Raw genomic sequence first — 24,182 nt, forward strand, 5'->3', positions numbered from 1 at the left:
CCAAAATAAAGGGGTTAATCCGGTACCAAAAAAATACCCACGAGAAGGATTGTTTCCTTTCTTTAGTTCTTCTCATGTACTTCATACTTTTTTGTAATACAAGTGCTAAACCCACTTTTGGATTTTATCTTCAAAATAACTTCCTATTTTCACTACTTCATTCATAACAGTACCAATACTATAGTTACTTAAAAACCAATTTTCCTTTGTAATTCCTCTTTTATCAATTACAGGGGATACATAAAAATTTACATTTGAAGGGAAAATTGATTTATACGTTAGTAATGCTCTTCTTGAGTGATATGCTTTACATACCAAAATTACATTTTTTATTGGTATATTTAATGTTTGTAATACATTCCATGATAATTGAGCATTTTCAAATGTATTTTTTGCTTGGTCCTCCTCTAAAATTGCTTTTTCAGGAATACCTAACTGAATCCCTATTGTTTTCAGATAGTCCCATTCTGTCTCATAATAGGTTAATTTGCTATTTGCTCCTCCACTTGGCAATATATATTTGGCTAAACCTCTATTGTAAAGCTCTACTGCTCTCTCCATTAATTGTGGACAGCTGGCTCCTGGTATTAATATAATGTCTGATTTTTCAACAACAGTCTCAACAAATATAAATTCGTTTATACAATTAAATGGATAATCCAAATTACTTTCACCTCCAATTAATTTACTCATAACTTACTCCCCCTAAAACAGCATTCCAATTATTTTTTAGCTCTTTTTCTCTCTTCATAATCACTTATTCTTTCAAAGGTGGATACTTTAAGTTTTGTAATTCCGAATCAGAAAAAACATTTCCACCCCATACTTTTTCTTTTATAGATTCCTCATCCATTTTTGAAGCTGAAAATCTTATTTCCCCACTCTCATAATGATATTCATAATATATATCTGGATCTTCATCATTAATAGATACACAATACAAATATCCACCAACTTTCCAATCTTTAAAGAAATCATCAACTACAATATCTTTCTTATCTATTCCTTGATTATCCATATAGTCTGAAATAGCCTTTTTAGCACTATAACGTCCTCCCATAACCACTATACCAATTACAACAATTACTGATAAAACAAAAATAACTAATTTCTTCATCATAGCTCCTTTACATATTACAATTTGTTGATATTTATTTAAATTTAGGATTGTATGCAGTATTAAAACACTCAATTAAAGCATGTAGGGACATAAAAGATTCTATATTAATGTCTTTAAATTGTTAATTATTACATCAGGTCGATCTAAATAAATTTCATGATCGCTATTTTCAGCAATTACTAATCTTCCTTTATCTGAAAGTTTAGATAACTCAATTTGTAGTTTACGCCACTGATTTTCATATAAAGTTGCTTCCTTATCTGGAATACTATATTTCACCCATTCTCTTTCAGCTACCTTACTATCTCTTGCTATTACTATAAGTGGAATATTAGGGAATTCAGAAATGCTTTTTATTTTGTTAATATTTATATCCCAATTTCGAAATTCATATTTCTCTTCCTTTCCACTTAAACTATAATAAGAATTCATATAGATATATATTATTGAGTATACCTTTCCTTTAATTGGTACATAAATATAATACCATTATTTACTATAACTGTACATGTTTTAAGAATTAATGACACAACTTAATCCATAATATTCTTACTGATTTTTAATACTTATTAAAAATTAAGAGAATCCTTTTTGCATTTAGGATTCTCTTAAAATATTTATTATTTATATTAAATCTGAGCATTACTAAATATTTAGTAATGAATTTGAAATTTCCTCAAATCTTTCATCAGGTATACCAAGTTTTTCTTAAATTTTTCATCTTCTAATCTTTCAATAATTACCTTGTTAGGAGATATTTCTTTAATAACACTTTTTAGTTTCTGGATGGATTCTTCATCATCGTTATAGCCCTTTAGAATAGTTACTTCTAATATAAATTTACCTTTATACTGCTCTCTAAAAGCTTTCATATTTGAAATATGATTCTCAAAGTATAACTGAAACCACTCATTAACTTATCCTCCTCAAATTAAAGTATTGTTACTTCTTTGTTGTTAATCACTTCTTTAAAAAAATAATACTGCAAGTTTATAATAAAATTTCTTAGCTATCGGTGTATCTTATTTTTTTACTTTCTTTAATTTAAGTATACCTGCCATAAGTATATTAGTATGTTCAATATTAAAAGTATCTTTGTAGTATTGACTATCAGCCCATTCTTTTAATCTTTCATGCTCTGGATGGTTTTTATCCTTCATTACTTCTAAAAATTCTGCATACCCAGGTATTCCCCCTACATCTTCTGGAGGGCAAGCTCCCTTAGCATCTACGCATATTGGATGACCATATTCATAATTCTCTACTACATCTTCTAGAGTTATATCATGTCTCCAATAGTCACCAAAATCATATATGTACTCAACACTCTTTACTTTAGTTAATAACTTATCTATCTTAACCTTACTACTCAACTTTGGTTTTACCTTTAAGATATTTCCTATAAAACCATGTAGATCATTTTCTTTTGTTAATCTCATCTTAGAATAAAATTCATATTCATCAACCACCTCTTCATCACAAGTAATTCTAAGATTTTCTTCCTTAATATTGAATTCATATAGATGATAATCTTTCCATCCCATTGAAAACTGAATTACATCATGTAACCTTTTAAAAGTAATCTCCGCTGGGACTATTACTCTTCTCCATATTAATGGTACACTATCAATAAGTGTTATTTTAATTTGATATGCCTTCATAAGCATCATCCTTTCCTTTTTTAGATTCTTCATATAAATCTATAGTTTGCTCACCATATATTATTTTCATTAGACATTAACTTTTCTTTTCTAATTTCATGTAGAGTCTTTTCACTACCTTTAACTATAGTCCATATATAGATATTCAGTGCAGACCATCCCGTGACCTTTTCTCCCAATTGATTAAAAGTTAATTTTTGCTCTTCAAATTCTACATATCTAGTATCAATAACTATAGCTTCTGAATTATTAAAATTCTTGATTACAGCAGTATCTCCAGCCTTAATAACTCCCCATTCAAATAACTTATCCATTCTTGGAAGATAAGATCTTGTAATAGGTGTATTTCTCTTTTCTGAATACTCCTCTAAGACCCGCTTGGCTAAACTTCTAGCTTTATAGGAATAAGACATAAAATTAAAATTTTCTTTCATCCTATACTCCTTGTTGTTTTACTTTTTTCTTAAATTCCATCAAATTAAGAATTTCTTTTTTATCATTCTCAGATAGTTCAGAAAATGTTCGAGCAAACAATTTAACTTCATCACTTTCTTTTTCTTCATACATTAATTCATTTATTGAAACTCCATATAACTCTGAAAACATCTTAAGTTCATCAGCTGAAACTTTTCTAACTCCACTTTCAATAGCCGTAACAGTTGTTCTATGAATTCCTAATACTTTAGCTACATATTCCTGAGATAATTTCAAATTTTTTCTTGATTCTTTTAATCTTTCATATAATGTTTTACTCATAATAACCCCTCCTATATAATAATATATGCATTTTAATTATTTTTCAATAAAAATGTTAGATATTCTAACATTTATTGTTGACAATTCTCACATATACTACACATCTGAAAGATTATTCTTCTCTTAATTCCTCTGTATAATTTAGAGCTATTACTAAATCACTATTCATATCATTAAGATAGCTATTATCAATTTTTTCTACTATATAGTTGTATAAATTTACACCTTTAACTTGACGTATACTAGAATCTTTAGTGTTAATAAAAACTGCTTTTGAATTTTCATTAGAACCACTATTTCTATAATTCCATACTATAATATTAAATTGCCCTATTTGCTGTATATCTATATTCTCAATAATTATATTAAATTCATAACCAATAATCATATATAAATCATAAGGGAAAACATGATAACTATTCAAAGAATAATATATGCTACGAATTACACTTACCGCTTGCTCTTTTTCCTTAACAGCTATATTACATGTTCTAACTGCATCAAGATAAGAACTTTCTAAACATATTATAGCCCCTTTAAAGTTTTCAAGTTTATTAAACTCTTCTTTTGAATTTACAAAGCATATTTCATAACTTTCTTTTTGAATATTATTAATTTTATCTCCAATAATTGATTGGATTTTTTCTTCATCAAAGTATTCCAAATCAAAGGAAAAATCTAATTCATTGCTAGTGTTTTCAACTTTTACTTCATTACAACTGTACAATTTGATATTGGAAAAATTCTCTTTACTTATTTCTCGATTAATAAAGTCATCATCAGAATATAAATGTATTTCTACTATTGATGGTTCAAAATTAGCCATTTTATCACCTCTGTTTAACTAATTGTAAAAATCTATTTGTAACAACAGATAGATTTTTTTCAAGCCACACCACGGTATCTATGCTATCTAATCGGAAACAACCTATCTCACTTTCATAAGCCCCTCTGTTAGATGTATAAATTTCAATATGTTGGTTTATTTCTCTGACAGATTTTTCAAAGCATTCACGGTATATGTCTAGCCTTTTCATTTTATCTTTTAGTAAACCCTCCTTGTCAGTAGCTCCAATTTCTTTCATGTATTTTGAGCTATTATATTTACAATATTGTCTCAGCGACAAGTAATAACCATCAATGTTTTTGTCAATTCTATAAAAAGAATTATCTTTTCCTTTTAAGTAGCTATCGTCAATATCATATAATGTCCATGGGTTTCCATTTGGGTTATTCCCTTTTCTTATATTATTCTCAGCGTTTTCTTCAATATTTGATGTTAGTTTTTTCATCAATTCCCACTGTGCAAAATTTATATTTAGGTTTTCTGTTAGTATATTTATATTTCCAGATTGAACCGCTCTATTATATGCAGAAATTATATTATCTTCATATTTTTGTTTATGAACTAAATGTGCATAATAATCACAAAATAAGAGTGGCATTTGAAAATCTTCAAATATTTTTAATATATTTAAAATTTTCAACTTGTCATATACAATGTAATGATGTTTTTCTATCTCGGAGTATAGTTCAAAAAAATATCCAGTTTTATAATAGATACATATAGGTTCTGGGAAATTAGTGTATTCTTTTATTATTATTTCTCTATATCTTTCAAGTTGATTATCATGTTCAGATGTGTCTGTCTTATCTTCAATTATAATTGGTAATATCATTCCATTTTTTAACTTTGCTAAAACAAGAATATCTATATTTTTATATTGTTTTTTTATTTCCACCTTCTCTATATCTAGTGGATCTATTTGATTTTTATAAATAGATTCTTTTATAAAACTTTCGAGCAAGAGATACGCAAACTCACACATTTGATGACCACGTATATTTCTCCATTCTAATGCCCAACATAAAAAAGCATCTTGGGACAATTCCTTTGTTGCATAATTAAACAAATTGGGTAGGTCTAAATCATTAATCCTTTCTTTTGGTGTATAAATTTTCATAATTAAATCCCCCTCATCAATCTTTATTTAATTCACCTAGAAATGATGGTTTAATTGATAGATAACCACGTTCGTTGCTGCATATCTCTGCCCAATCAAGAATAGCGCATATAACAAACCCAGGTCCGAATGCTGTCTCCCCCTCTTGAACACCATGCACCTTATGAGCAATATATCCTTCAACTGAATTTAACATTAATTTTTCACTACCGAGCTTAGCTCCAGATTGAGCATTTCCCTTTTTGGCTTTACCACCGTTGTTTATTACAATCTCAACTGCAGCTTCAAAAGCTTCCCACACTAATTGATTTGTTGGTGGTATTTTAGGAGATATAAGCCCTTTTCCATTTTCATTAAAACATATATCGCAACCATCTCCATTATAAAGAGTAACAGTTGCTCGCCCTCCTTCTGCATTAAGTTTTTCTTTTATTTTTCTAACAACTAAACTATCAGTATCTTTTATTAGCAGATTATTTATAATTAGCATAGGTAATTCACTCCTTTTAATATCATTTTCTGGGATTAATTTTAACTTGCATAAAATATCCATCAGTTTCTTTTTAGTCGCAGGATAAGACATTCCTCTTTCATTTTGCACAGCTTTAAAGTTTCCTTGATGCTTCAAAAAACATTCAACAAATTCAAGTTCATTCGTTGATAAATAATCAAACTTACTTAGAGGAAAATCACCATTTAATTCTAATTCACAAGTAAGCCTAGTAGCTACTAATCTTTCATTACATCTTTGGCATGAAGCCACCAGTTTCCTTCCCATAATATTCCTCCATTCACATGATATAACTGTATATAATTTTGATAATTTTGTCAAATACTTATTAATATTATTAATAACTACTTTTATAAAATAAAAATAGCAACCAAGGTACACTTAAAAGTTTAGTCAGCCATACTTATAAAACTTGTTCAATTACAACTTCTATCTGAATACCATCAAGCAAGCTTATAAATATGTTTATACACACAAAAGCCCTAGAGTGTGCATAATTACACTCCAGGGCTTCAAACCATTGATATGATTTTTTAATATAACTCCTTTTCACATACTTCTAACCAGTAAGTTCAAAGGACTAAATCAAAGATTTAGATTCTCATTTTTATAAGCTTGTTTTATATGATTCCAAAGAATTTCTTTATGCTCCATTCCAAATTTTAAAATATTCCAAAGAGAGTCTACTGCATATGGCCCCCAAGTTTTCATATATGATATATGCATATAGATAGCTCCTTGCCATATCAAGTCATACTCTTCTCTTGATATATCTTGGACTCCGTAATAACCTTGCAGAAAAGCTTCAGCTAAGTCAAAGCGATATTTCATTTCCTCAGTTGTGTGATTATAATCTACAAACTGCATAATAAACGGCCATCCCATATCTAGATATCTGCAACCAATACCAGCATCATCCAAATCAATCAGCACAACTTCTCCTGTAGTTTTCATCATAGCATTATGTGGACCTATATCAGTATGAATAAAGCACTGATTATAGTTACTGAATTTAGGTATTTCATCCAAAATGTTATCAAACTCTTTCTTGAAAGGCTTCTCTTTAAACCATTCATAAAACCTATTTTTATCTTCATTTAAACCAGAAGGATATTTATAGTCATCATATGAATGTAATGCCTTCGCCAGCTTACCAAGGGCATATTCATCTTCTGGAGTTTCTTCTAAAGCTCTTCCCTGAATAAACTCCATTAAATAGAAGAAATATCCTTCTTTATGAACATATCTCTCTCCATTTTGTGTATATATAAGTTCTGGTGCTATATGCTTCTTATTTCCCAGATATTCATGGGCAAAAACATTTCCTTTTATTACTTCCTCTGACTTTGCATCAGGAATTCCTTTCAATAAAATAGGTTTATCATTTGCTATGATCAAATATATTTGTCTAGTCGAATCCTCATGGAAACGACTATCAATAGTTGCATTTTCTAATCCCCAGTGTTTTAATACATTTTTTATTAATAGTTCCATTAGTTTTTACCTCTCTATAGATGTAGAAGAAATTGTAGTTTTTAAATTTATTGATTCTAGGAATGCTGATATGATAATTGTCACTTCAGAAGAAGATATAAAGAAACTCCATTTATCTAATTAAAAAAACAGCTCTCCTACTTTATAGCCCTCAGGCAGTTCTTCTTCACTTAAAAATTTGAAGTTATCATCCTTCAGTATTGGTAAAAATACTTCGTATGGTATCCTTGAAAACTCACAGCCATAGCTGCTAGCTCCGAACCACTTACCTTCTTTGCTACTCAAGTTTAAATTTCTCGCAAATTTTGTATGATTTGAGCAATCATGAACTGCTAAATCCCAGTTTTCCTCCTCAGCTATTTTCATGAATTTAAGAGTTAATTCTCTGCTCCAAGTTGGAGAAATATAGCCATGTCTGGAAATATACATATTTTCGCCTTCATAATTGTGTATGTTGTTCTCATTTAAATGTAGCTCTGCACAATTTATAAAATCCAGATTTGTGTCTAAAATTGCTTCTTTTTTCTCAAAGAATCCTTCAAAAAACTCAGGAGTCATTGGAGTTTCAATACCTACATTTTTAATATATTTTTTAGCAAGTCCAATATTTTTTATAACTTTATCTGCACAATTAGTTGCCCCTAGGTTGAATCTTATCTCGTCAAGGCCAGCTTCTGCTAATGCCTTCAAAGTTTCTTCCGTAGCTAAAGTACCATTGGTGTATAAATGTTGATGAACACCTGCCTCACTAAACTTCTTTATAACAGGATAGTACTTTTCAATTTCCATAAAAGGCTCTAAATAAACATAGCATACCCCAGTAGGCTTCTTATGGATGGAAAGAAGTAAATCTATATCCTTCTCATAAAACTTTGTACCTCCGATTTCCCACATACCTTCACCTATAGGAGGCTGATCCTCTAATTCTCCATAGTTATAGCAGAACTTACACTCTATGTTACATTTGTTGGTTTTTCTAATTGCACTTAAGCCAGTTCCCATAAGACAAGAACGGCATCCCATTGCAAACTTTCTTTCATTTCCCACAAAATAAGTTCTATTCCCTAGAGTTTTTAAGTCTTTAATTTCTGATATTAAGGCATTATTTCTATGATCAATTGACTCCTCTATTTGTGCAAAGGTAGCATATATGATTTCCTGTTGTTTTGTCATAAGCTCCTCATCCTCTGGCAGCATGGCAAAAAACTCAAACCACATCAACGCATCTTCTTTTGAAATTTTCATTATGTATCCTCCTCTAATTTATCTTCTTAAAGATTCAATCTAAATTCTTCTTGTTATGCTTTTTCACGTATTCTTCTTCAAAAGTCATACTCATTCGCTTTATTATATCACTTTCATTGTTTCCTTACTATGTCTTTGGAAACATATAACTTTTTGCACTTAAAAAGAACCCTGATTTCTCAAGGTTCTAAATGTGTTTCCTTTTAAACAAACTCTTTTGAATATCTTTATTTTCATCATATTAGTTTTCTACATACCACTTACTTTGAGAACTATACAGTTCTTGATACTTTCCTTTTACACTAATTAATTCTTTGTGAGTTCCTATTTGAACAACTTTACCTTGATCCATTACAACTACCCTATCTGCCATTTTAGTTAGAGATAAGCGATGGGTAACAATAAAAGATGTTTTTCCTTTTGATAACTCAATAAATTTCATATATAATTTAGATTCTTCTACTGGATCAATTGCAGCTGTAGGCTCATCAAGAAGAATCATATTATGTTTTTTATAAAATCCTCTTGCAATGGCTACTCTTTGCCAAAGTCCTCCTGAAAGATCCACCCCATCAAAATCTCGTGAAAGCATTGTATTCATACCCTGTGGAAATACTTTGGAATTCACATTTAAATCAGCTTCTTTTAATGAGTTCTGAGCACATTGGTTTATCAAAGTTGCTGATGTATCACTTATAATGATATTATCCTGCAGTGTCATCTTGTAGCGTTGGTAGTCCTGGAATACACTAGAAATATTACTCATCAAGGTTTTAGGATCTAACCCTCTAGTATCTTCACCGTTAAAATATACACTACCTTTATTAGGTAAATAAATCCCAGAAATCAGTTTTACTAATGTACTTTTCCCAGCACCATTTTCTCCTACAATAGCTATGACTTCCTCACTATGAAACTTTATAGATACCTTTGAAATAACATCTTTCTTACTCCCTGGATAACTAAAGGAAACATCCTTAAGCTCAATGGCTGGAGCTTTTTCATAGTTAATTTGCTTTCCTACTGATTCTTTTATATTCATAAATTTAAGATAGTTATCCACAGTACCAATCTGTTTCATTGAGTTTCCTATTATATAGCAAATCATCTGTTCTAACATATTCATAATCATTCCAGTTGAAGCTAAAATAGCACCAAAGTTTCCTACTGAAATGGAACCATCAAGAAGATACCTAACAAGTAATAGCAGGGTAATTACATGTCCCAATACCACGGGAATTTTAAATAACAATTCAATCCTTATTGATTTAACTTGAGTCTTCATTGTAACATTATTTAGAGTTTGCAATCTATTCTTATATCTCTTAATAAAGAAATTGTATGCTCCAAGTAATCTTGTTTCCTTAAATTTTTCTTTGCCAATGATGCATTCCCCATAATGCTCACATTCTCTACGCAAGGGTGCAGCCTTATCTTCCAGTCTAGCATATAATTTACTTTTAAACATTTGAGAAAACATAATAGGAGTGGAAAATAAAAAAATGATTATAATTAAGTTTGGTTTTAAGCTATAAAGATATACACCGATAATTAAAAAATAAGGGATATAGATTAATGTAGCATCCACAATTCCTGTTATAAGTGATACACTATTTTTTACACCTTTCTGTGCCTTATTAATACCATCTAAAAAAGAAGTTTCCTCAAAGCTAGCTGTTTGCTGCATGGCACATTTATCATTAAATATCTTTTCAAGTTTTCCTATCACCTTACGTTCATAGTCTAAACAAAAAACTGTACTTAGTCCATTTAATACTGGGTTTGCCAAAATACAAAGGATAAGTAATATAAGAGAACTCAATACTCCACTTAATACTGTTTTTCCAGAAACATATTGACCAACAAGGCTAAAAAAGTTGTCAAGGGCCAAGGTATTAAGAGCAAGTGTTAAACCTAATAGTAAGTCAATGATACAAATAAATAGAAAGTACATTGGACAGGCACCAATTACCTTTCGAAATCCTTGAACAATTATACTGCAGTCAGATTTTCTATTAGTTTTCATTCTCATACCACCTCCTCTGACTATTGAACATTTCAGCATAAGAACCATTGATTTTCATCAGTTCATCAAAATTACCTTGTTCACTTACAGTTCCATCTTCAATTACATATATAACATCTGCAAGTTTCGTTGAAGCTAATCGGTGGCTAATGAGAAGTGTGGTCTTCCCATGATTAATTTTTTCAAAGTTCTCATAAAGTTGACTCTCTTTCACTGGATCTAGGGCTGCCGTTGGCTCATCCAAAATTCTTAAGGAAGCATTACTTACTAGTGTTCTTGCAATGGCAACTCGCTGCCATTGTCCACCTGATAAATCAATACTCTCTTTAACAATTCTACCAATATAGCTATCTATACCTCTAGGTAATTCTTGTACTAACTCCTTTAATCCACTTTCTTCAATTGCTTCTTCTAGGCGTTGAGTGCTATAACTGTTTACATCTCCTAATGCTATATTATCCTTCAATGAAATCTCATATTTAGCAAAGTCCTGATATACTATAGCAAACATGGATTTTAATTCTTGTTGACTGTACGTCTTAATTGAAATGCCATTGATAAGAATATCTCCTTCAAAATCCTCATACAATCCCGTTAGTAGTTTAGTTATTGTTGTCTTTCCGGAACCATTAGCACCAACAAGAGCATAGTGCATTCCTCTCTCAATGACAAGATTAAGGTTTTTCAATACATCACGTTTAGTTCCTGGGTATCTAAATGTTACATTCCTAAATTCTATGCGATACACTATAATCGGATTCTCTGAGGGAACGTACAAGTACTCATTCTTATACTTTAATGACAATAACTTTGTAAAATCTTCTAAATACTCTTTTGATTCAGCTATAGCTTCAGTATACTCTGGTAATTGCCAAGCCAAATCTGGAATTAATGACAAAATACTATTAACAATTGAAATAAATAGTCCTATAGATAATAAACCTCTTTTTAATGGAAATACAAGAATTAAAATAATAACAGCTATCAGTAAGGAGGTTAAAGTTCCACCAATTTCAGACTCCTTTAACCATTTTAAACTGGCTTTAAACTTAATATTTCTTGCAATTTCGTATTGCTTATGCCACCAATCATTAACCTGCTTTGAGAAGTTAAAAAGAGTTCTTTCTTTAGCAGCATTTCTTCCAGTTAGAATTTCTGATAGGTAACCCGCTTTTCTTATATGTTTTTCACACTCTCTATTTGCTTCATAATTTTCTTTGCCGCCCCTTATAGCAATACGAAATGTTGGTATTGCTATTAATGCAATTGCTAATGCAGCCCAGGCAACGTTAAAGAGAAGAACGCTCATAATCCCTATGATTTTTAGTATTAGACTAAATGCTCCCAATGCTTGTCCATAAGACTTAACACACTGGGTCTCAGGTTGTCTAGAAACTCTAGATATTAAATCTAAGCTTGTGTCATCCTCAAGATATTCATATTTTAGTGATGCAATCCTACCTATTAAAGAAACAGAAAAATTCTCCATTAAACTATTTTCAAGCTTCCTATTAAGATACTCCATCAATAAAGGCGAAAAACTCAAATACACTGTACATAAAATAATTGCCAATACTGACATTTTGATATGAGTTTCACCCAAGCCTTCTGTGAAAAACAATATTGAAGAATTGATGAAATGTGAAGTGGCTAAAAGTGAAAGTGTTGGAACTATACCACTAAAAAAACTAACAACCGCAATTGAAATAGTATAAAAGGGGCAGTAATGAACTGGAATTCCAATGATATCAATGATCCCAAGTTTCTTTTTCGAGAACAAATTATATTTTGACATTTAATCCCCCCTAGTACAATATGTTTAGACCAAATTTTATCAACTATTACTATATTATATAATATAAGGTAGTCTTTTACAATGAAATTCCATGTTCACTTTGGGATTGTTATTTATAGGTTGTTATTTATAGGTTTGTTAGTACGACTTACTAAGTTTGCATATTTATATAACTCATAAAAAACTCCTCTCAGACCTTAGTCCAAGAGGAGTTTAAACATAAATAAATTACATAATATCCTATTCTATTCTCTAATCCAAGAAAAAACATATTCCATATGGTGAGGCAATTCTAATTCTGGTTCACATTCTGTATCAAAGTAACCTTTGAGCCCCTTTTCTTTAACTGAAAAATCAAAGTGGGCTGCAGCAATTCCCATATCTACCCTTTGAATATCATATGGAAAACTATCACTATATCCCGGTTGTTTATACTCGTAAAAGTGGCATGCATTGTCCTTTATTAGAATTCTCCAAGGCTGCTTATTTGATGCTGATGGGCCTAAGCGAACCATCTCCAAAGGAACCTCTAGCTCTCCTGCTTTTTCTTTTGTAAGAGGTGTCTGAAAATCATTTATATAAAACAATTGATTCCATTCTTTACGTTGATCTGCTTTTATCATTTTTCTCATTACAATTTCTTTCATATGCTTCTTCGTAGCAGCATAACCATAGGGTGTTATGATTGGAAATATTTCATCTTCTTCTATGTTCATAGCCTTTGCAAATCCTTTACGATTAAAGGTTCCCCCTAACCAACAGGTCCCAAGTTCAAGATGAGCTAAATAAAGAATAACTGCTTCTAGTTCGTACCCTAGCGCTTCTAATGCCATTGGTTCTAATTTAATAGTTGTTCCAATATATTGCATTGCCCCTTTAATAACACCATAAGTTCCAAGCTTTTCTTCATCCTTCATTTCCCTATTGTCAAGATAGTGAAAGTTAACTTTTTTCCCAAAAGGATTATCCAAGGAATTAACAAATGATTCAATTGCCTTTCTTTTATCTAGTTCAACCTCTTGTTCTTTATAATTTCTTACGCTGTATCGTTTTTTAACTGATTCTTCTATTGAAAAATTAATATTCATTGATGTTTCTCCCTTCTATAATAAATATCTTCTGCTTTTACTCAACTATAATACATATAAATATTCTTTTCTTCTTAGATAAGAGGATTAATACCATAAGTTTAAAGTGAATCTAGTACCCTTACAATAAATCTTTCTGCTTCTTTAAAATCTCTTTGATTGGGATGCCCTTGTGATAATCTGCCAATAATATTAAAAAGCCTTTTGTTGGTAAAATCCTTTGCTATAAAGCTACCCTTACAGGCAAAACTCCCCTTGTTTATTGCTCCTTTTGACTCTAAAATTTTAATTAACCTATTATTATAGAACTTCATCCCAACTCCACTGGTTGAAAATACAAAAACATTTTTACCTGCTAAATTCAACTTATCAACCAACTTAAAAAGCTTTGGTGAGACACTCTCCCTATATACACCAGAACCAAATCCAATCAAATCATAACTTTCCATGTCTAAATCACTAACATCTCTTATATTAATTACCTCCGAATTTATTTTGTCAGCCAATATCCGTGCAATTTCTTCAGTGTTTTTTTTATAATCAGAACAATATATTATCAGCGATTTCATAAATCATACCCCCACTTAATTTCCTTTTAATAAAATTATACCTGAAATATTTATAAAATATGTTAATATTCTTAAGAAAGCTCACATTAAACTATGAGAGTGAAGGTACATAATAATGGATTTTTATAAGGTAATTGAAAACAGAACAAGTAATAAGACCTACAAATCAACTCCTATACCCACAGAAAAATTAGATAAAATTATTAATGCTGCTTTAATGGCACCTTCATGGAAAAATAAAACTTGTTATCGATTTATTTTTTTCAATGAACAAAATTTAAGAGAGCAAATCTCCAATACAATTATAAACAAAACTGACAAAACATCAAATGCACTTAAACAGGCAATAATACATTCTTCTCTTTCATACAAATAGTTTGTGCAACCTCTATTACAAGTTCTGCATCAATAGGGTTGCACAAATTTTAATGTTCAAATCTATCTACTTTAAACAGGTTCAAATCTTCATCAATAAATTCTACATATGACCTCATTATATAGTATTCCTGTGAATCAAGCACATTTTCCAAACTTAAAGAATACTATAATGTTATAGTTCTATGAAAGGAAGAGAAATATGTATCCTAATGAATATATCCCTTATACTGACGAAATTGATTATGAATCAAGATTTAATTATTTAAGATCTGAATATGCTAATAGTTTTATTGAATTGAAGGATTATGGACCAGAACCCTTTGTAGTAAATATTGATGAGGCCACTAAGCAAAATGATACTTTTCGTACCGCTTTATGGACTGGAACTCATTTGCAACTTACCTTGATGAGTATCCCCGTTGGAGGAGAAATAGGTTTAGAGAGTCACCCTAACCTTGATCAATTCATACGTATTGAAGATGGTGAAGGCCTTGTTAAAATGGGTGACAGAAAAGATAACTTAGATTTTCAAAAAAAAGTATATGATGATTTTGCCTTCATCATACCAGCTGGTAAATGGCATAATCTAATCAATACAGGTAATACACCAATTAAATTGTACTCTATTTATGCTCCTCCTCAGCATCCACGTGATACAGTTCACGTAACTAAAGCTGATTCAGACGCTGCTGAAGAGTAAAGCATAAAAACCACATATAAACCAAATGCGGTAACTCATTTTTATTGAGCTATCGCATTTTAACTCTATATCTATTTAATTTGTAACTACTTTAAGTCCAATGGAATAATATGAATAGATATTTTGGGGAGTTGTAATTTTATAAATGAATACTCTAAGTAGGCCCTACAGCTATTTCTTATTTCACAAGGGGTACTAGTAAAAGGTCTGGTGATATATATCCTAATCCACAATGGGGCTATGGCATATTAAATCTTCAAGGCTCTTTCGAAAACCTTAGATCATCTCCATTAATTAGACCTTATGATGCACTCAATACTCAAAACGACAATAACCTGCCATCTGATTTTTATATAAGAATGCCTAAAGAATTATCTGTAAGAATAGATGATTCTATAGACATTATAGAGTAAGTGGTGAAACCACTGGAACTTATAAAGCTAAAAAGACCGCTAACTAAGAATATTAAATTACTCAGTTAGCGGTGAAGCCTTAATATCTATTCAATTACAACTTCTATCTCAGTCAACTCAATCAAACTTACATTAGATCCTCTTTTAAATACTTACTCTCTTATTAATTTAATGTACGTATCAAGCTGGTTTTCTTCTAAATCTGCAATTAAATCTACAAACAAATCTAAATTTCCATTTACTGCATATTCCTCAAGGGCATTATAGTAATTAAGACGATCTTCCTTTGCAATTGAAACAGGTAAAAATCCATGTATCATTAGCTGATAATTCATTATAAGACGTGATGTTCTTCCATTACCATCAATAAAAGGGTGAATTCTTACAAATTCTGCATGTGTCCATGCTGCTAGCTCAATTGGATTCATATCTTGTTTATATTGAAGATCTGTAAAGAAGTTCTTAATTTGAAAATACATATCATTTCCTGCTGGAGGAACATGACCTGCTCCACTAATTCTGACCTCTTGATTTCTATAAATTCCACCTTGAATTATACCAGCAGTTAGTATTTCATAAATATCTTTCACAATGGTTTCATCTAGTAGCTTTTTCTCCTCAATACACCTTTTCACATAGTCATATGCCTTTTTATGATTAACAACTTCATAAATTTCTCTAAGCTCCTTGCCACCAATTGAGATTCCATCTTCTAATAACACCTTTGTTTCCATAAGGGTTAAAGTATTGCCCTCAATTCCAGTAGAGTTATGGGTAAAAATTAGCTCAAAATCCTTATCATAAGAAGTTAATGTTATTTCATCAATCTTACTTTTTCCCGCCTCATATCTACTCTTTTTATCTAGGATTCTTTCATAATTCATATAGTACCTCCCGATATTCTGGTATATTACTATTATTCTCTACTATTTATCATATATAGTTTATCATTTAATTATAATCGTTTCCATATATTAACAAAACATGATAAATTTAATTAATACTATTATGCAAAAGTATTAGTTTTACATCAAGTTACCGCCCTATAAATGTTATAAAATAACAATATTTTTTTATATTATTATTGTATAATGAATTGTTCATAACTTCCATCTCAAAAGGAAATTTCAACATTATTACATTCTCCTACTATATGTTTTTACCACAGCACTTCTTATATTTCTTTCCGCTTCCACAAGGACATGAATCATTTCTTCCAATCTTAGGATCATTTTTTATAGGTACTTGAATTGTTGCATCTTCAAAGCTATTTTCATTATTGTTTTTAGCTATATAATCAGGTAATTGAGATAGTTTTTCACAATATCTTTCTTCATTAAATACAACCTGATTTTTCATAACATCGTAGATTTCTTCTACAACAACAGATGCTATCATCTCTTTGGTTTGATTTTCAGAATATCCTAATTTAATTAATCTATCAAATGTTTCTCTTGTGCATATAGGTTCATTTATTTTTAATTGATTTTCAACAATTTCTAATACAGTTGATTTTAATTTTTTATTAACCATGTTCTCATCCTTTCTACATTTAACCTACCAGTTCTTTATTCCGTAGTATTATCAACTCTCTTTATCTTCAACATCTTTTTACTTCCTATAGTGCAGTTTCAAGGCTATTGTCACCGGTAACGGCAGCTCCTCCTGTTGTTTGCCATAATCCACTCCACCAGCCTCCATTGTTTGTTCGGCGTAAAATAAGAAACTCATTTTTGCTATTTACTATAGTTATTGTACCAAATAAATAGATTTACTTTCATAAAAAGAACCATAGCTACCCCCTAGAACATACGGACTAGCTATGGTTTATTTGTTATTTGGTTATTAATTAATTTTTTAAACTCTGCTTACACAAAATTATAACATAAAACTAATGACATCTATCGCATGGGTCATTCTTTCCACTTTCTTGTATTGTTCCCTCTAAAATAGTTTTACTTCTAGATAAAGTAGAACAACTCTTTGTAGTATGATAGCTATTTCCATTAGGGGTCCAATATACTTTCCCTGGACTGCTTGTACTACCTGAATTATTGATAGTAGTATTTGTATTATTACTAGAATTTGAGTTGTTAGTTGAAGTATTCGTTTCTAAACTTGCATTATATTCATCAGGATTCACATTATCAAATTCATCATTAATTACATTACCATTAATTGTATAAGTGTAGCTGTAGTGACTTGGTATCTGTGTAGTTGTATTTGGATAAGTTATTATTGCAACAAACTCTGTACAACCTCCAGCATCTCGAATAACCTTTTCCATATAAGCTTGGTCACCATGCCTATTAAGGGTACTATTCTGAGGAGTTATATTGTATGCATTAGAAACTCCACCAAGTGAATCAGCTATAACATGTCCCTCATCCAAGGTCCTACTTTCAACTCCTGGCACTTTCGCTTCATCTTGATAATATCTTCCACTTGAAGTAACAGGCTCTGTTGAATCATCTTGCAAGATTATCTCTTTTGCTATTACCTTAACAAGCTGACCGTATTCATTTGTAAAAGCATAATATTCTCTATCTCCAAATCCTATGTCAACTACAACATTAGGCTCTCTGTGTCCAGATAGATTTCCACCATCAACTACTATCAGCTTATATCCTGAAAATATATCTTCTGTGATAACAGCTGAAGTTTCTTTCTTTGATTCTTCCTTTAAATTACTTGCAGTTTCCTTATCTGCTTCAGTTGATTTATACACTGAAGTATCTTCAATCTTCTTCTCTTCTTTAGCTTCAATTTTATTAGTTGCAGTATTTTGTTGATTTTTTGCATCTTTTGGCATCATGGTCATGCCAAAAATTAAAACAGCAAATAGTATTCCAATTAAGCTTGACAAAAATTTCTTCATTTCTAAAAAATTCCCCCTAATCATCTTCAGTTCACTATTATTTTACCATCCAGGCATGGATAAAGCTACTTACATTAGTTTTTTATGTTAAGGTTATTTCTATTTATCTACACAAACTGCATGACTTATGAATAAGATACACTTATAACCAACCTTTCCATATACCTGTAATCCCTTATCTGTTATAATTAACCTATTGGTAATAATTTAAATATATATTAATTAAAGGAGATCTCTATGAAATATAGAAATTTTTATGAATTTGAAGAATACTATTCAATACTCTTCTCTGAAAAAAAGTATGATGAAGTTTTAAATATACTCCTTCATGCAAATGAACTTTTACCAAAGGATGAATATGAAGAAAATCTATTTGAACTTATCATCGATGAATCTAAGATATATACTCAAACCAATAATAGTGAGAGCTGTATCAATCTTATAAAAAAATCACTTGAAAAAGGTTATCCATTTCCCTTACACTGGCCAAACTTTGATTTATTAAGAAACCATCCTGAATATGAGTCTCTTAATAATTTAAATACAAAGCTACTTCACCAAGCTAAAGAAAATTCTAAGCTAGAATATGAAGTTCACCTTCCAAAATCTTATGATCCAACAAAAAAATATCCATTATTCTTTTGTCTACATGGTGATGGATTTCATTGCAATATAAAAAATACTAGCTGGTATTGGAAGCCTGATGCACTTTTAGAAAAAGGATACATAGTTGTATATCCTCAATCATCACAAATGTATTTCCATAACAGCTTTGGCTGGCTTAGTGATCCCACTCTATCAAGAAAAGAACTGAAGGATTGCTATGAACAATTATTATTAGACTATTCCATTGATGAAACTTGTGTATTATTTGGAGGTTTCTCTGGTGGTGCAACTACCTCTATTGATATGGCTTTTCATAACACTATTCCAATAAAAGGAGTTATTGCATTATGCCCTGGTGATTACTTAGATATCGTCGGACTTGAAGATACAAAGAAATTAGCAGAAAGAAAAACAAAAATAGTTATTCTTGAAGGAGACCAGGACACTGACCCAGTTGTTCAGCATCTCTTAAAGATATTTAAGGAAGTTGGACTTGCCCATGAATACCATATTAATAAAGGAATTGGACACTGGTACCCAAAAGATTTAGATGAAAAAACTTTAAATGCAGTGGAGTTTATAGTTAATAATTAGTTTTGGGCATATCTATGTCTTGTGGTGCTCATATTATTTTTAGGCTCTGCTACAAATTACAGTGATAGAATATCATTGGTTATTTTCACCTCTTTTAAAATAACAAAATCTCTGAAACCCTTGAGGCCACAACAACTATATAACTAGTTATATAGTTATATAGTTTCCTATTAATATATATAAATAGTTTAATAGGAAACTATTTATTATATGAAAATATAAATTCTCTCCAAATTTTATCACTTTGATTAACAACAGAGCCTTCATATATGCACTTTAGAGTACTCAGGGTGTGTCATCTACTATTAAATTTATTGATATTGATACAACCTGCTAAAGAAAAATTCCCCTAAGCTTATACGTCTAAGGGAACATAATACACGCTTTAATTTTAACTTAAAATCTTTAAAAACCTTCGATACCAGTTTACTTCCTCACTATCCTCACAACACACTCAACATGGCTTGAGCGGAAGTTATAGCTGTCAAATACTAGTAACCAAAATATTTTTATCAGAAATTCTCTTTGTGAGAACATATCCACTGTGGGCTTTCGTGTGTGGGAAGATATCAACGACATTATAACTTGGTAACTGTGTCCTTTACCGTAGATGACATTAACCAGCATCTGATATCATTAAAACCAAACTTATTCCCTCTTATTTTATAAAGCTTTTACTTGAGATTTTATAACTTCATATCCTAATTTATCGATGGCATTTTCAATATCTTTTATAGATACTTTTTCATCATCATATTCCACTCTTACTTTACTTGAATTAAATAGCACCTTTATGCTTTTTTTGTCTACTCCATCTAATGATTTAACTCCATTTTCTATTTTTTGCATACATGATGGACATGTTAATGTTTCTAATTGAATTGTTGCTTTTTGCATTTTTCATCTCTCCTTTAGTTTATGTTAATTGTATTATATACTATTATTATCTATAATAAATTGATTTACATCAAGAATTTTATTTATTTTTATTTTCTTAATTTATAGCGAAGAAGTCTCATACCATTTAAAATCACTACTAATATACTTGCTTCATGTACTAACATACCGATTGACATGTTCATCCATTCACTAAAGAATACGCTGGCAAGAAGGACTAATACAACCCCTACTGCAATAATAATATTTTGAAGCATGTTATTAGCGGTTGCTTTTGTTAAACCTAATGCATGTGGCAAGCGGCTGAAATCTGAATTCATTAAAACAACATCTGAAGTTTCGATTGCTACATCTGTTCCATTTCCCATAGCAATTCCAATTTGTGCTAGAGCTAGTGAAGGACTATCATTTACTCCATCTCCAACAAATGCCACAATTTGACCTTTTTCTTGTAACTCTTTAATATATGTTGCTTTATCTTCTGGCAACATATGTCCATGAGCTTCTGTAAGTCCTAGTTCACGTGCTACTAAATCAACTGTTCCTTGGTTATCACCAGAAAGAACTACTAGATTTTTAACACCAAGTTTTTTCAACTTTTTAAGATCATCTTTTACACCCGGGCGAATTTGATCACGAATACCCATCAATGCTTTTAATTCACCATCAACTGATGTTAAAACAAGTGAATTTCCATTTTTCTCAAATCTGGCAATATCTGCACGAGCTTTTTCACTTAAAAGAATATTTTCTTGCTCCATTAGTGCCACATTACCGACTGCAACTTTATGACCTTCTACATGAGCTACAATTCCTCCACCTTTTACAACATCTGTTTTTTCAACTGTATATAATTTTATATCTCCAATATATTCTACAACTGCTTTTGCTAATGGATGATCTGATTCCTTTTCAACACTTGCTAGATACCCTAATACTTCATATACATTATCTGCATAAATTTCTTTATCAGCTACTTTGGGATTTCCTATTGTTAATGTACCTGTTTTGTCAAATACCATGGTATCTAGTCTGCTAAAGTCACTAATAACCTCGCTACCTTTTAGAAGGACTCCATGACGTGCTCCATTGCCAATCCCCGCGACGTTTGAAACCGGTACACCGATTACCAATGCTCCTGGACATCCTAAAACTAATATTGTAATTGCAAGTTCAATATCCCTTGAAAATATCCATACAATAAAAGAGAGAACTAAAACAGCTGGTGTGTAGTATTTAGAAAATCTATCAATGAAACGTTCTGCTTCTGATTTTGAATCCTGTGCTTCTTCAACCAACTCAATGATTTTACCAAAAGTAGTATCCTCACCTACACGATCAGCAGTGATTTGAATAGTTCCATTTTCTAAAATTGTTCCGGCATATACCCCCGAATCTTTCTTTTTACTTACAGGAACCGCTTCTCCTGTAATACTTGCTTCATTAATATGCCCTTCTCCTGTTAACACTGTACCGTCAACTGGGATTTTTGCACCCGTTTTAACAAGCAAAATATCTCCTACATCAACTTCATCTATTTCTACTTCTTCAAACTCACCATTTTCCACTTGTTTTAAGGCACTTTCTGGTGCCATTTGAGTTAATTCTTTAATTGCAGAACGTGTTTTATTAAGTGTCCTTTGTTCTAGATAAGCTCCAAATAGAAATAAAAATGTAACAATTGCTGATTCTTCGTAGTTTCTAACTATAAAGGCTCCGATAACTGCAATGGTAACTAAAACATCAATACTAACTACTTTGACTTTTAATGCTTGATACGCTTGAATCGCAATAGGTGAAACTCCCAAAATTGAAGCAATTACTAATGCCCATATGGCTATTTGTTCGTTTTCGAAGCCTAATTTACTGACAAATGCAATTATTATTAAAATTGCACTTACTATTGTAATATGGTTTTTTCTTCCTAATATAAATTTTTGCATATTCATACTCCTCCCTATTAGATTATTTATATCTTTTCATTGCTTTGTTTATTTTCTTTTATGCTTCATATGCTTTATCTAATTCTGCTAACATGTTATATACTGCTTCATAACTTTCGCATACATCACCTGGAACTGTATAATTATCTGTGATTTCACGTAATTTTACAAACTCCTCTTTTAAGTCCGGCTTTTCTACTCCCGCATCTTTTGCTTTCTTTGCAAGTTCATCATATACTTTACGAACCTGGTAGAATTCTGGATGATTTCCTCCATGAACTTTTGCTACAACTGGAACATATTGTGCTAATGTTTTTAAATGAGTTTCCTTTACTTGATTAAAATTTAATTGTCTTGACATATTTTTTTCCTTCTTTCTTGTTTTATTTTTTCTTTATCTTGATTATATAATACTATAGATTGAAAGAAATTAAATTGATCTAAATCAAGTTTAGTCTTTTTTAAATGTTTTAATAATTTTTACTACTATTTTACTTTATATTATCACATCTATACCAACAACAATCCATCTAAATCCAAAATCTCAATCTTTCTACCTGATTTTTGTTTTATATATCCTTCATTTTCAAGGTCAGCTAACTTTCTACTAATAGTTTCTGGAGTAGTTCCTAGATAAGAGGCTAAATCCTTTTTACTCATTGGCAATTCAATTTCCATTGGACCATCTCCGCTTTCCATGCATTCTGCAAGAAACAGTGCTAATCTAGTATCTACCTTCTCTGTGGCAAATCTAGTTGTTTGTTTTTCTGATGTTTCTAATCGGTTAGAGAATTCCGATAAAATCTTCAAAGATATAGTAGGGTACTTTAATAAAAACTCTTGCAAATCATTTCTACTAATCATACATACATCGGTATCACTCATTGCTTCTGCATATGCTTCCTGAATTGATTCGCGAAACAAGGCAAGCTCTCCAGTGAAATCGCCTGGATTTAATATTCTCACTAATTGTTCTTTTCCTGATTCAGACAAACGGTAAATTCGAATTTTCCCTTTACTTACAATATATAACAAGTCGGATATATCTCCCTCTCGGTAAATTACTTCACCCTTTTTAAAAGAGGTCGATTTCGTTACTTTCATAATTTCCTCCATCTGTTCTCCTTCTAAATGATTAAAGATCGGAACTACAGTGATACATGAAGCGTGTGAAGCTGACTCATGTCCTTGATGATGAGTGTGAGTAACATCGTGATACCCTTGTTTTTCTATATATTGATTTTTAATTTCATGCATCAAATCCTTTTTTTTCATTTGAATGCCCCTTTCATATTCTCTCTTAAGGTCTCTTTAGCTTTTTCCAAGTACCCACGAGTCCAGTAAATGCAGGTAAACTTATCCGGATGAATAATTGCGTTATCATCATAGTCAGGATTTTCCAGTGTACTTTTTAGACGTCCTATTTCTTGCTTAAGTCCTCGGATGGCGGTCATTATTTCTTCCTTTGTCTTTCCTTTGAGATACTCTTCATAGTAACTTTCCGGACTAATCATTATATTAGACCGGATTAACCCCTTTATTTT

26 protein-coding genes and 2 pseudogenes are annotated in these 24,182 nt (G+C 30.9%); 3 read left to right on the top strand and 25 right to left on the bottom strand.

From position 1 onward, the window contains the following. Positions 1–105: 105 nt before the first annotated feature. From B3J31_RS00330 to B3J31_RS00410, 17 genes and pseudogenes are all read right to left on the bottom strand, one after another. Positions 106–693: a YdcF family protein gene (locus B3J31_RS00330; RefSeq protein WP_346873554.1), complete on the bottom strand. Its 588-nt coding sequence runs from the start codon at positions 691–693 to the stop codon at positions 106–108. A 64-nt stretch (positions 694–757) separates the two neighbouring features. Next, the gene (locus B3J31_RS00335) at positions 758–1,117 is read right to left on the bottom strand and encodes a DUF3139 domain-containing protein (protein ID WP_346867613.1); all 360 of its coding nucleotides are present in this window, start codon (positions 1,115–1,117) and stop codon (positions 758–760) included. Positions 1,118–1,219: 102 nt separating this feature from the next. Beyond that, a complete protein-coding gene (locus B3J31_RS00340; protein ID WP_346867614.1) occupies positions 1,220–1,552 on the bottom strand; it encodes a hypothetical protein in 333 nt (110 codons plus the stop codon). Positions 1,553–1,765: 213 nt separating this feature from the next. Then, a pseudogene (locus B3J31_RS00345) lies at positions 1,766–2,004 on the bottom strand (radical SAM protein); the annotation flags it as partial. Positions 2,005–2,142: 138 nt separating this feature from the next. After that, complete coding sequence (locus B3J31_RS00350; protein ID WP_346873555.1) at positions 2,143–2,814, bottom strand: plasmid pRiA4b ORF-3 family protein; 672 nt, start codon at positions 2,812–2,814, stop codon at positions 2,143–2,145. A 17-nt stretch (positions 2,815–2,831) separates the two neighbouring features. Further along, on the bottom strand, positions 2,832–3,215 hold the full coding sequence (locus B3J31_RS00355) for a hypothetical protein (protein ID WP_346867616.1): 384 nt from the start codon (positions 3,213–3,215) through the stop codon (positions 2,832–2,834). A gap of 1 nt (position 3,216) precedes the next feature. After that, positions 3,217–3,537 carry a helix-turn-helix transcriptional regulator gene (locus tag B3J31_RS00360; RefSeq protein ID WP_346867617.1) on the bottom strand — a complete coding sequence of 107 codons (321 nt, stop codon included), beginning with the start codon at positions 3,535–3,537 and terminating at the stop codon, positions 3,217–3,219. A gap of 112 nt (positions 3,538–3,649) precedes the next feature. Continuing rightward, positions 3,650–4,363, bottom strand: a complete 714-nt coding sequence (locus tag B3J31_RS00365) for a hypothetical protein (protein ID WP_346867618.1) — start codon at positions 4,361–4,363, stop codon at positions 3,650–3,652. Between the two features lie 4 nt (positions 4,364–4,367). Continuing rightward, complete coding sequence (locus tag B3J31_RS00370; protein ID WP_346867619.1) at positions 4,368–5,501, bottom strand: PD-(D/E)XK nuclease family protein; 1,134 nt, start codon at positions 5,499–5,501, stop codon at positions 4,368–4,370. A gap of 16 nt (positions 5,502–5,517) precedes the next feature. Continuing rightward, on the bottom strand, positions 5,518–6,279 hold the full coding sequence (locus B3J31_RS00375) for a DUF2089 family protein (protein WP_346867620.1): 762 nt from the start codon (positions 6,277–6,279) through the stop codon (positions 5,518–5,520). Positions 6,280–6,415: 136 nt separating this feature from the next. After that, positions 6,416–6,565 carry a hypothetical protein gene (locus tag B3J31_RS00380; protein ID WP_346873556.1) on the bottom strand — a complete coding sequence of 50 codons (150 nt, stop codon included), beginning with the start codon at positions 6,563–6,565 and terminating at the stop codon, positions 6,416–6,418. A gap of 32 nt (positions 6,566–6,597) precedes the next feature. After that, a complete protein-coding gene (locus tag B3J31_RS00385; protein WP_346867621.1) occupies positions 6,598–7,506 on the bottom strand; it encodes an aminoglycoside phosphotransferase family protein in 909 nt (302 codons plus the stop codon). Positions 7,507–7,626: 120 nt separating this feature from the next. Beyond that, positions 7,627–8,751 carry a radical SAM protein gene (locus B3J31_RS00390; protein WP_346867622.1) on the bottom strand — a complete coding sequence of 375 codons (1,125 nt, stop codon included), beginning with the start codon at positions 8,749–8,751 and terminating at the stop codon, positions 7,627–7,629. Positions 8,752–8,992: 241 nt separating this feature from the next. Further along, positions 8,993–10,777 (bottom strand): ABC transporter ATP-binding protein, encoded by a 1,785-nt coding sequence (locus tag B3J31_RS00395; RefSeq protein WP_346867623.1) that lies wholly within the window; start codon positions 10,775–10,777, stop codon positions 8,993–8,995. Then, positions 10,767–12,572, bottom strand: coding sequence for an ABC transporter ATP-binding protein (locus tag B3J31_RS00400; protein WP_346867624.1), 1,806 nt, complete (start codon positions 12,570–12,572; stop codon positions 10,767–10,769). The genes B3J31_RS00395 and B3J31_RS00400 overlap by 11 nt, the downstream gene beginning before the upstream one ends. A gap of 245 nt (positions 12,573–12,817) precedes the next feature. Then, a complete protein-coding gene (locus B3J31_RS00405; RefSeq protein ID WP_346867625.1) occupies positions 12,818–13,660 on the bottom strand; it encodes a nitroreductase family protein in 843 nt (280 codons plus the stop codon). Positions 13,661–13,761: 101 nt separating this feature from the next. Continuing rightward, positions 13,762–14,229, bottom strand: a complete 468-nt coding sequence (locus B3J31_RS00410; RefSeq protein WP_346867626.1) for a flavodoxin domain-containing protein — start codon at positions 14,227–14,229, stop codon at positions 13,762–13,764. 115 nt (positions 14,230–14,344) lie between these two features. Here B3J31_RS00410 and B3J31_RS00415 point away from each other — a divergent pair, with 115 nt between their 5' ends. Both B3J31_RS00415 and B3J31_RS00420 read left to right on the top strand, forming a co-directional pair. Continuing rightward, positions 14,345–14,605: a nitroreductase family protein gene (locus B3J31_RS00415; protein ID WP_150845273.1), complete on the top strand. Its 261-nt coding sequence runs from the start codon at positions 14,345–14,347 to the stop codon at positions 14,603–14,605. Positions 14,606–14,815: 210 nt separating this feature from the next. After that, positions 14,816–15,307: pseudogene (locus B3J31_RS00420) on the top strand (cupin domain-containing protein); the annotation flags it as partial. A gap of 565 nt (positions 15,308–15,872) precedes the next feature. Here B3J31_RS00420 and B3J31_RS00425 read toward each other — a convergent pair. The 3 genes from B3J31_RS00425 to B3J31_RS00435 form a co-directional block, all read right to left on the bottom strand. Further along, positions 15,873–16,604, bottom strand: coding sequence for a Fic family protein (locus tag B3J31_RS00425; RefSeq protein WP_346867627.1), 732 nt, complete (start codon positions 16,602–16,604; stop codon positions 15,873–15,875). A gap of 265 nt (positions 16,605–16,869) precedes the next feature. Then, positions 16,870–17,253 carry an SEC-C metal-binding domain-containing protein gene (locus B3J31_RS00430; protein ID WP_346867628.1) on the bottom strand — a complete coding sequence of 128 codons (384 nt, stop codon included), beginning with the start codon at positions 17,251–17,253 and terminating at the stop codon, positions 16,870–16,872. A 358-nt stretch (positions 17,254–17,611) separates the two neighbouring features. Continuing rightward, the gene (locus tag B3J31_RS00435; protein ID WP_346867629.1) at positions 17,612–18,598 is read right to left on the bottom strand and encodes a DNA/RNA non-specific endonuclease; all 987 of its coding nucleotides are present in this window, start codon (positions 18,596–18,598) and stop codon (positions 17,612–17,614) included. A gap of 237 nt (positions 18,599–18,835) precedes the next feature. Here B3J31_RS00435 and B3J31_RS00440 point away from each other — a divergent pair, with 237 nt between their 5' ends. Further along, on the top strand, positions 18,836–19,798 hold the full coding sequence (locus B3J31_RS00440; RefSeq protein WP_346867630.1) for a hypothetical protein: 963 nt from the start codon (positions 18,836–18,838) through the stop codon (positions 19,796–19,798). A gap of 663 nt (positions 19,799–20,461) precedes the next feature. On the opposite strand, the gene B3J31_RS00445 is transcribed toward B3J31_RS00440, so the two are convergent. From B3J31_RS00445 to B3J31_RS00465, 5 genes are all read right to left on the bottom strand, one after another. Beyond that, positions 20,462–20,695, bottom strand: coding sequence for a heavy-metal-associated domain-containing protein (locus tag B3J31_RS00445; RefSeq protein ID WP_047001637.1), 234 nt, complete (start codon positions 20,693–20,695; stop codon positions 20,462–20,464). 89 nt (positions 20,696–20,784) lie between these two features. Continuing rightward, positions 20,785–22,638: a heavy metal translocating P-type ATPase gene (locus B3J31_RS00450; protein ID WP_071875452.1), complete on the bottom strand. Its 1,854-nt coding sequence runs from the start codon at positions 22,636–22,638 to the stop codon at positions 20,785–20,787. A gap of 58 nt (positions 22,639–22,696) precedes the next feature. Further along, a complete protein-coding gene (locus B3J31_RS00455) occupies positions 22,697–22,999 on the bottom strand; it encodes a hypothetical protein (RefSeq protein ID WP_047001639.1) in 303 nt (100 codons plus the stop codon). A gap of 149 nt (positions 23,000–23,148) precedes the next feature. After that, complete coding sequence (locus B3J31_RS00460) at positions 23,149–23,913, bottom strand: Crp/Fnr family transcriptional regulator (protein ID WP_047001640.1); 765 nt, start codon at positions 23,911–23,913, stop codon at positions 23,149–23,151. Then, positions 23,910–24,092, bottom strand: coding sequence for a hypothetical protein (locus B3J31_RS00465; RefSeq protein WP_346873557.1), 183 nt, complete (start codon positions 24,090–24,092; stop codon positions 23,910–23,912). Before B3J31_RS00465 ends, B3J31_RS00460 begins: the two co-directional genes overlap by 4 nt. Positions 24,093–24,182 lie beyond the last annotated feature (90 nt).

This window comes from Clostridium sp. UBA5988 (assembly GCF_002435615.1).
In the GTDB taxonomy this organism is placed as follows: Bacteria; Bacillota; Clostridia; order Clostridiales; family Clostridiaceae; genus Clostridium_J; species Clostridium_J sulfidigenes.

Bases quoted from the DNA above. Each gene is read 5' to 3' on its own strand.
- B3J31_RS00330 (WP_346873554.1), bottom strand. From the start codon at position 693: ATGAGTAAATTAATTGGAGGTGAAAGTAATTTGGATTATCCATTTAAT.
- B3J31_RS00335 (WP_346867613.1), bottom strand. From the start codon at position 1,117: ATGAAGAAATTAGTTATTTTTGTTTTATCAGTAATTGTTGTAATTGGT.
- B3J31_RS00340 (WP_346867614.1), bottom strand. From the start codon at position 1,552: ATGAATTCTTATTATAGTTTAAGTGGAAAGGAAGAGAAATATGAATTT.
- B3J31_RS00350 (WP_346873555.1), bottom strand. From the start codon at position 2,814: ATGAAGAATCTAAAAAAGGAAAGGATGATGCTTATGAAGGCATATCAA.
- B3J31_RS00355 (WP_346867616.1), bottom strand. From the start codon at position 3,215: ATGAAAGAAAATTTTAATTTTATGTCTTATTCCTATAAAGCTAGAAGT.
- B3J31_RS00360 (WP_346867617.1), bottom strand. From the start codon at position 3,537: ATGAGTAAAACATTATATGAAAGATTAAAAGAATCAAGAAAAAATTTG.
- B3J31_RS00365 (WP_346867618.1), bottom strand. From the start codon at position 4,363: ATGGCTAATTTTGAACCATCAATAGTAGAAATACATTTATATTCTGAT.
- B3J31_RS00370 (WP_346867619.1), bottom strand. From the start codon at position 5,501: ATGAAAATTTATACACCAAAAGAAAGGATTAATGATTTAGACCTACCC.
- B3J31_RS00375 (WP_346867620.1), bottom strand. From the start codon at position 6,279: ATGGGAAGGAAACTGGTGGCTTCATGCCAAAGATGTAATGAAAGATTA.
- B3J31_RS00385 (WP_346867621.1), bottom strand. From the start codon at position 7,506: ATGGAACTATTAATAAAAAATGTATTAAAACACTGGGGATTAGAAAAT.
- B3J31_RS00390 (WP_346867622.1), bottom strand. From the start codon at position 8,751: ATGAAAATTTCAAAAGAAGATGCGTTGATGTGGTTTGAGTTTTTTGCC.
- B3J31_RS00395 (WP_346867623.1), bottom strand. From the start codon at position 10,777: ATGAAAACTAATAGAAAATCTGACTGCAGTATAATTGTTCAAGGATTT.
- B3J31_RS00400 (WP_346867624.1), bottom strand. From the start codon at position 12,572: ATGTCAAAATATAATTTGTTCTCGAAAAAGAAACTTGGGATCATTGAT.
- B3J31_RS00405 (WP_346867625.1), bottom strand. From the start codon at position 13,660: ATGAATATTAATTTTTCAATAGAAGAATCAGTTAAAAAACGATACAGC.
- B3J31_RS00410 (WP_346867626.1), bottom strand. From the start codon at position 14,229: ATGAAATCGCTGATAATATATTGTTCTGATTATAAAAAAAACACTGAA.
- B3J31_RS00415 (WP_150845273.1), top strand. From the start codon at position 14,345: ATGGATTTTTATAAGGTAATTGAAAACAGAACAAGTAATAAGACCTAC.
- B3J31_RS00425 (WP_346867627.1), bottom strand. From the start codon at position 16,604: ATGAATTATGAAAGAATCCTAGATAAAAAGAGTAGATATGAGGCGGGA.
- B3J31_RS00430 (WP_346867628.1), bottom strand. From the start codon at position 17,253: ATGGTTAATAAAAAATTAAAATCAACTGTATTAGAAATTGTTGAAAAT.
- B3J31_RS00435 (WP_346867629.1), bottom strand. From the start codon at position 18,598: ATGAAGAAATTTTTGTCAAGCTTAATTGGAATACTATTTGCTGTTTTA.
- B3J31_RS00440 (WP_346867630.1), top strand. From the start codon at position 18,836: ATGAAATATAGAAATTTTTATGAATTTGAAGAATACTATTCAATACTC.
- B3J31_RS00445 (WP_047001637.1), bottom strand. From the start codon at position 20,695: ATGCAAAAAGCAACAATTCAATTAGAAACATTAACATGTCCATCATGT.
- B3J31_RS00450 (WP_071875452.1), bottom strand. From the start codon at position 22,638: ATGCAAAAATTTATATTAGGAAGAAAAAACCATATTACAATAGTAAGT.
- B3J31_RS00455 (WP_047001639.1), bottom strand. From the start codon at position 22,999: ATGTCAAGACAATTAAATTTTAATCAAGTAAAGGAAACTCATTTAAAA.
- B3J31_RS00460 (WP_047001640.1), bottom strand. From the start codon at position 23,913: ATGAAAAAAAAGGATTTGATGCATGAAATTAAAAATCAATATATAGAA.
- B3J31_RS00465 (WP_346873557.1), bottom strand. From the start codon at position 24,092: ATGACCGCCATCCGAGGACTTAAGCAAGAAATAGGACGTCTAAAAAGT.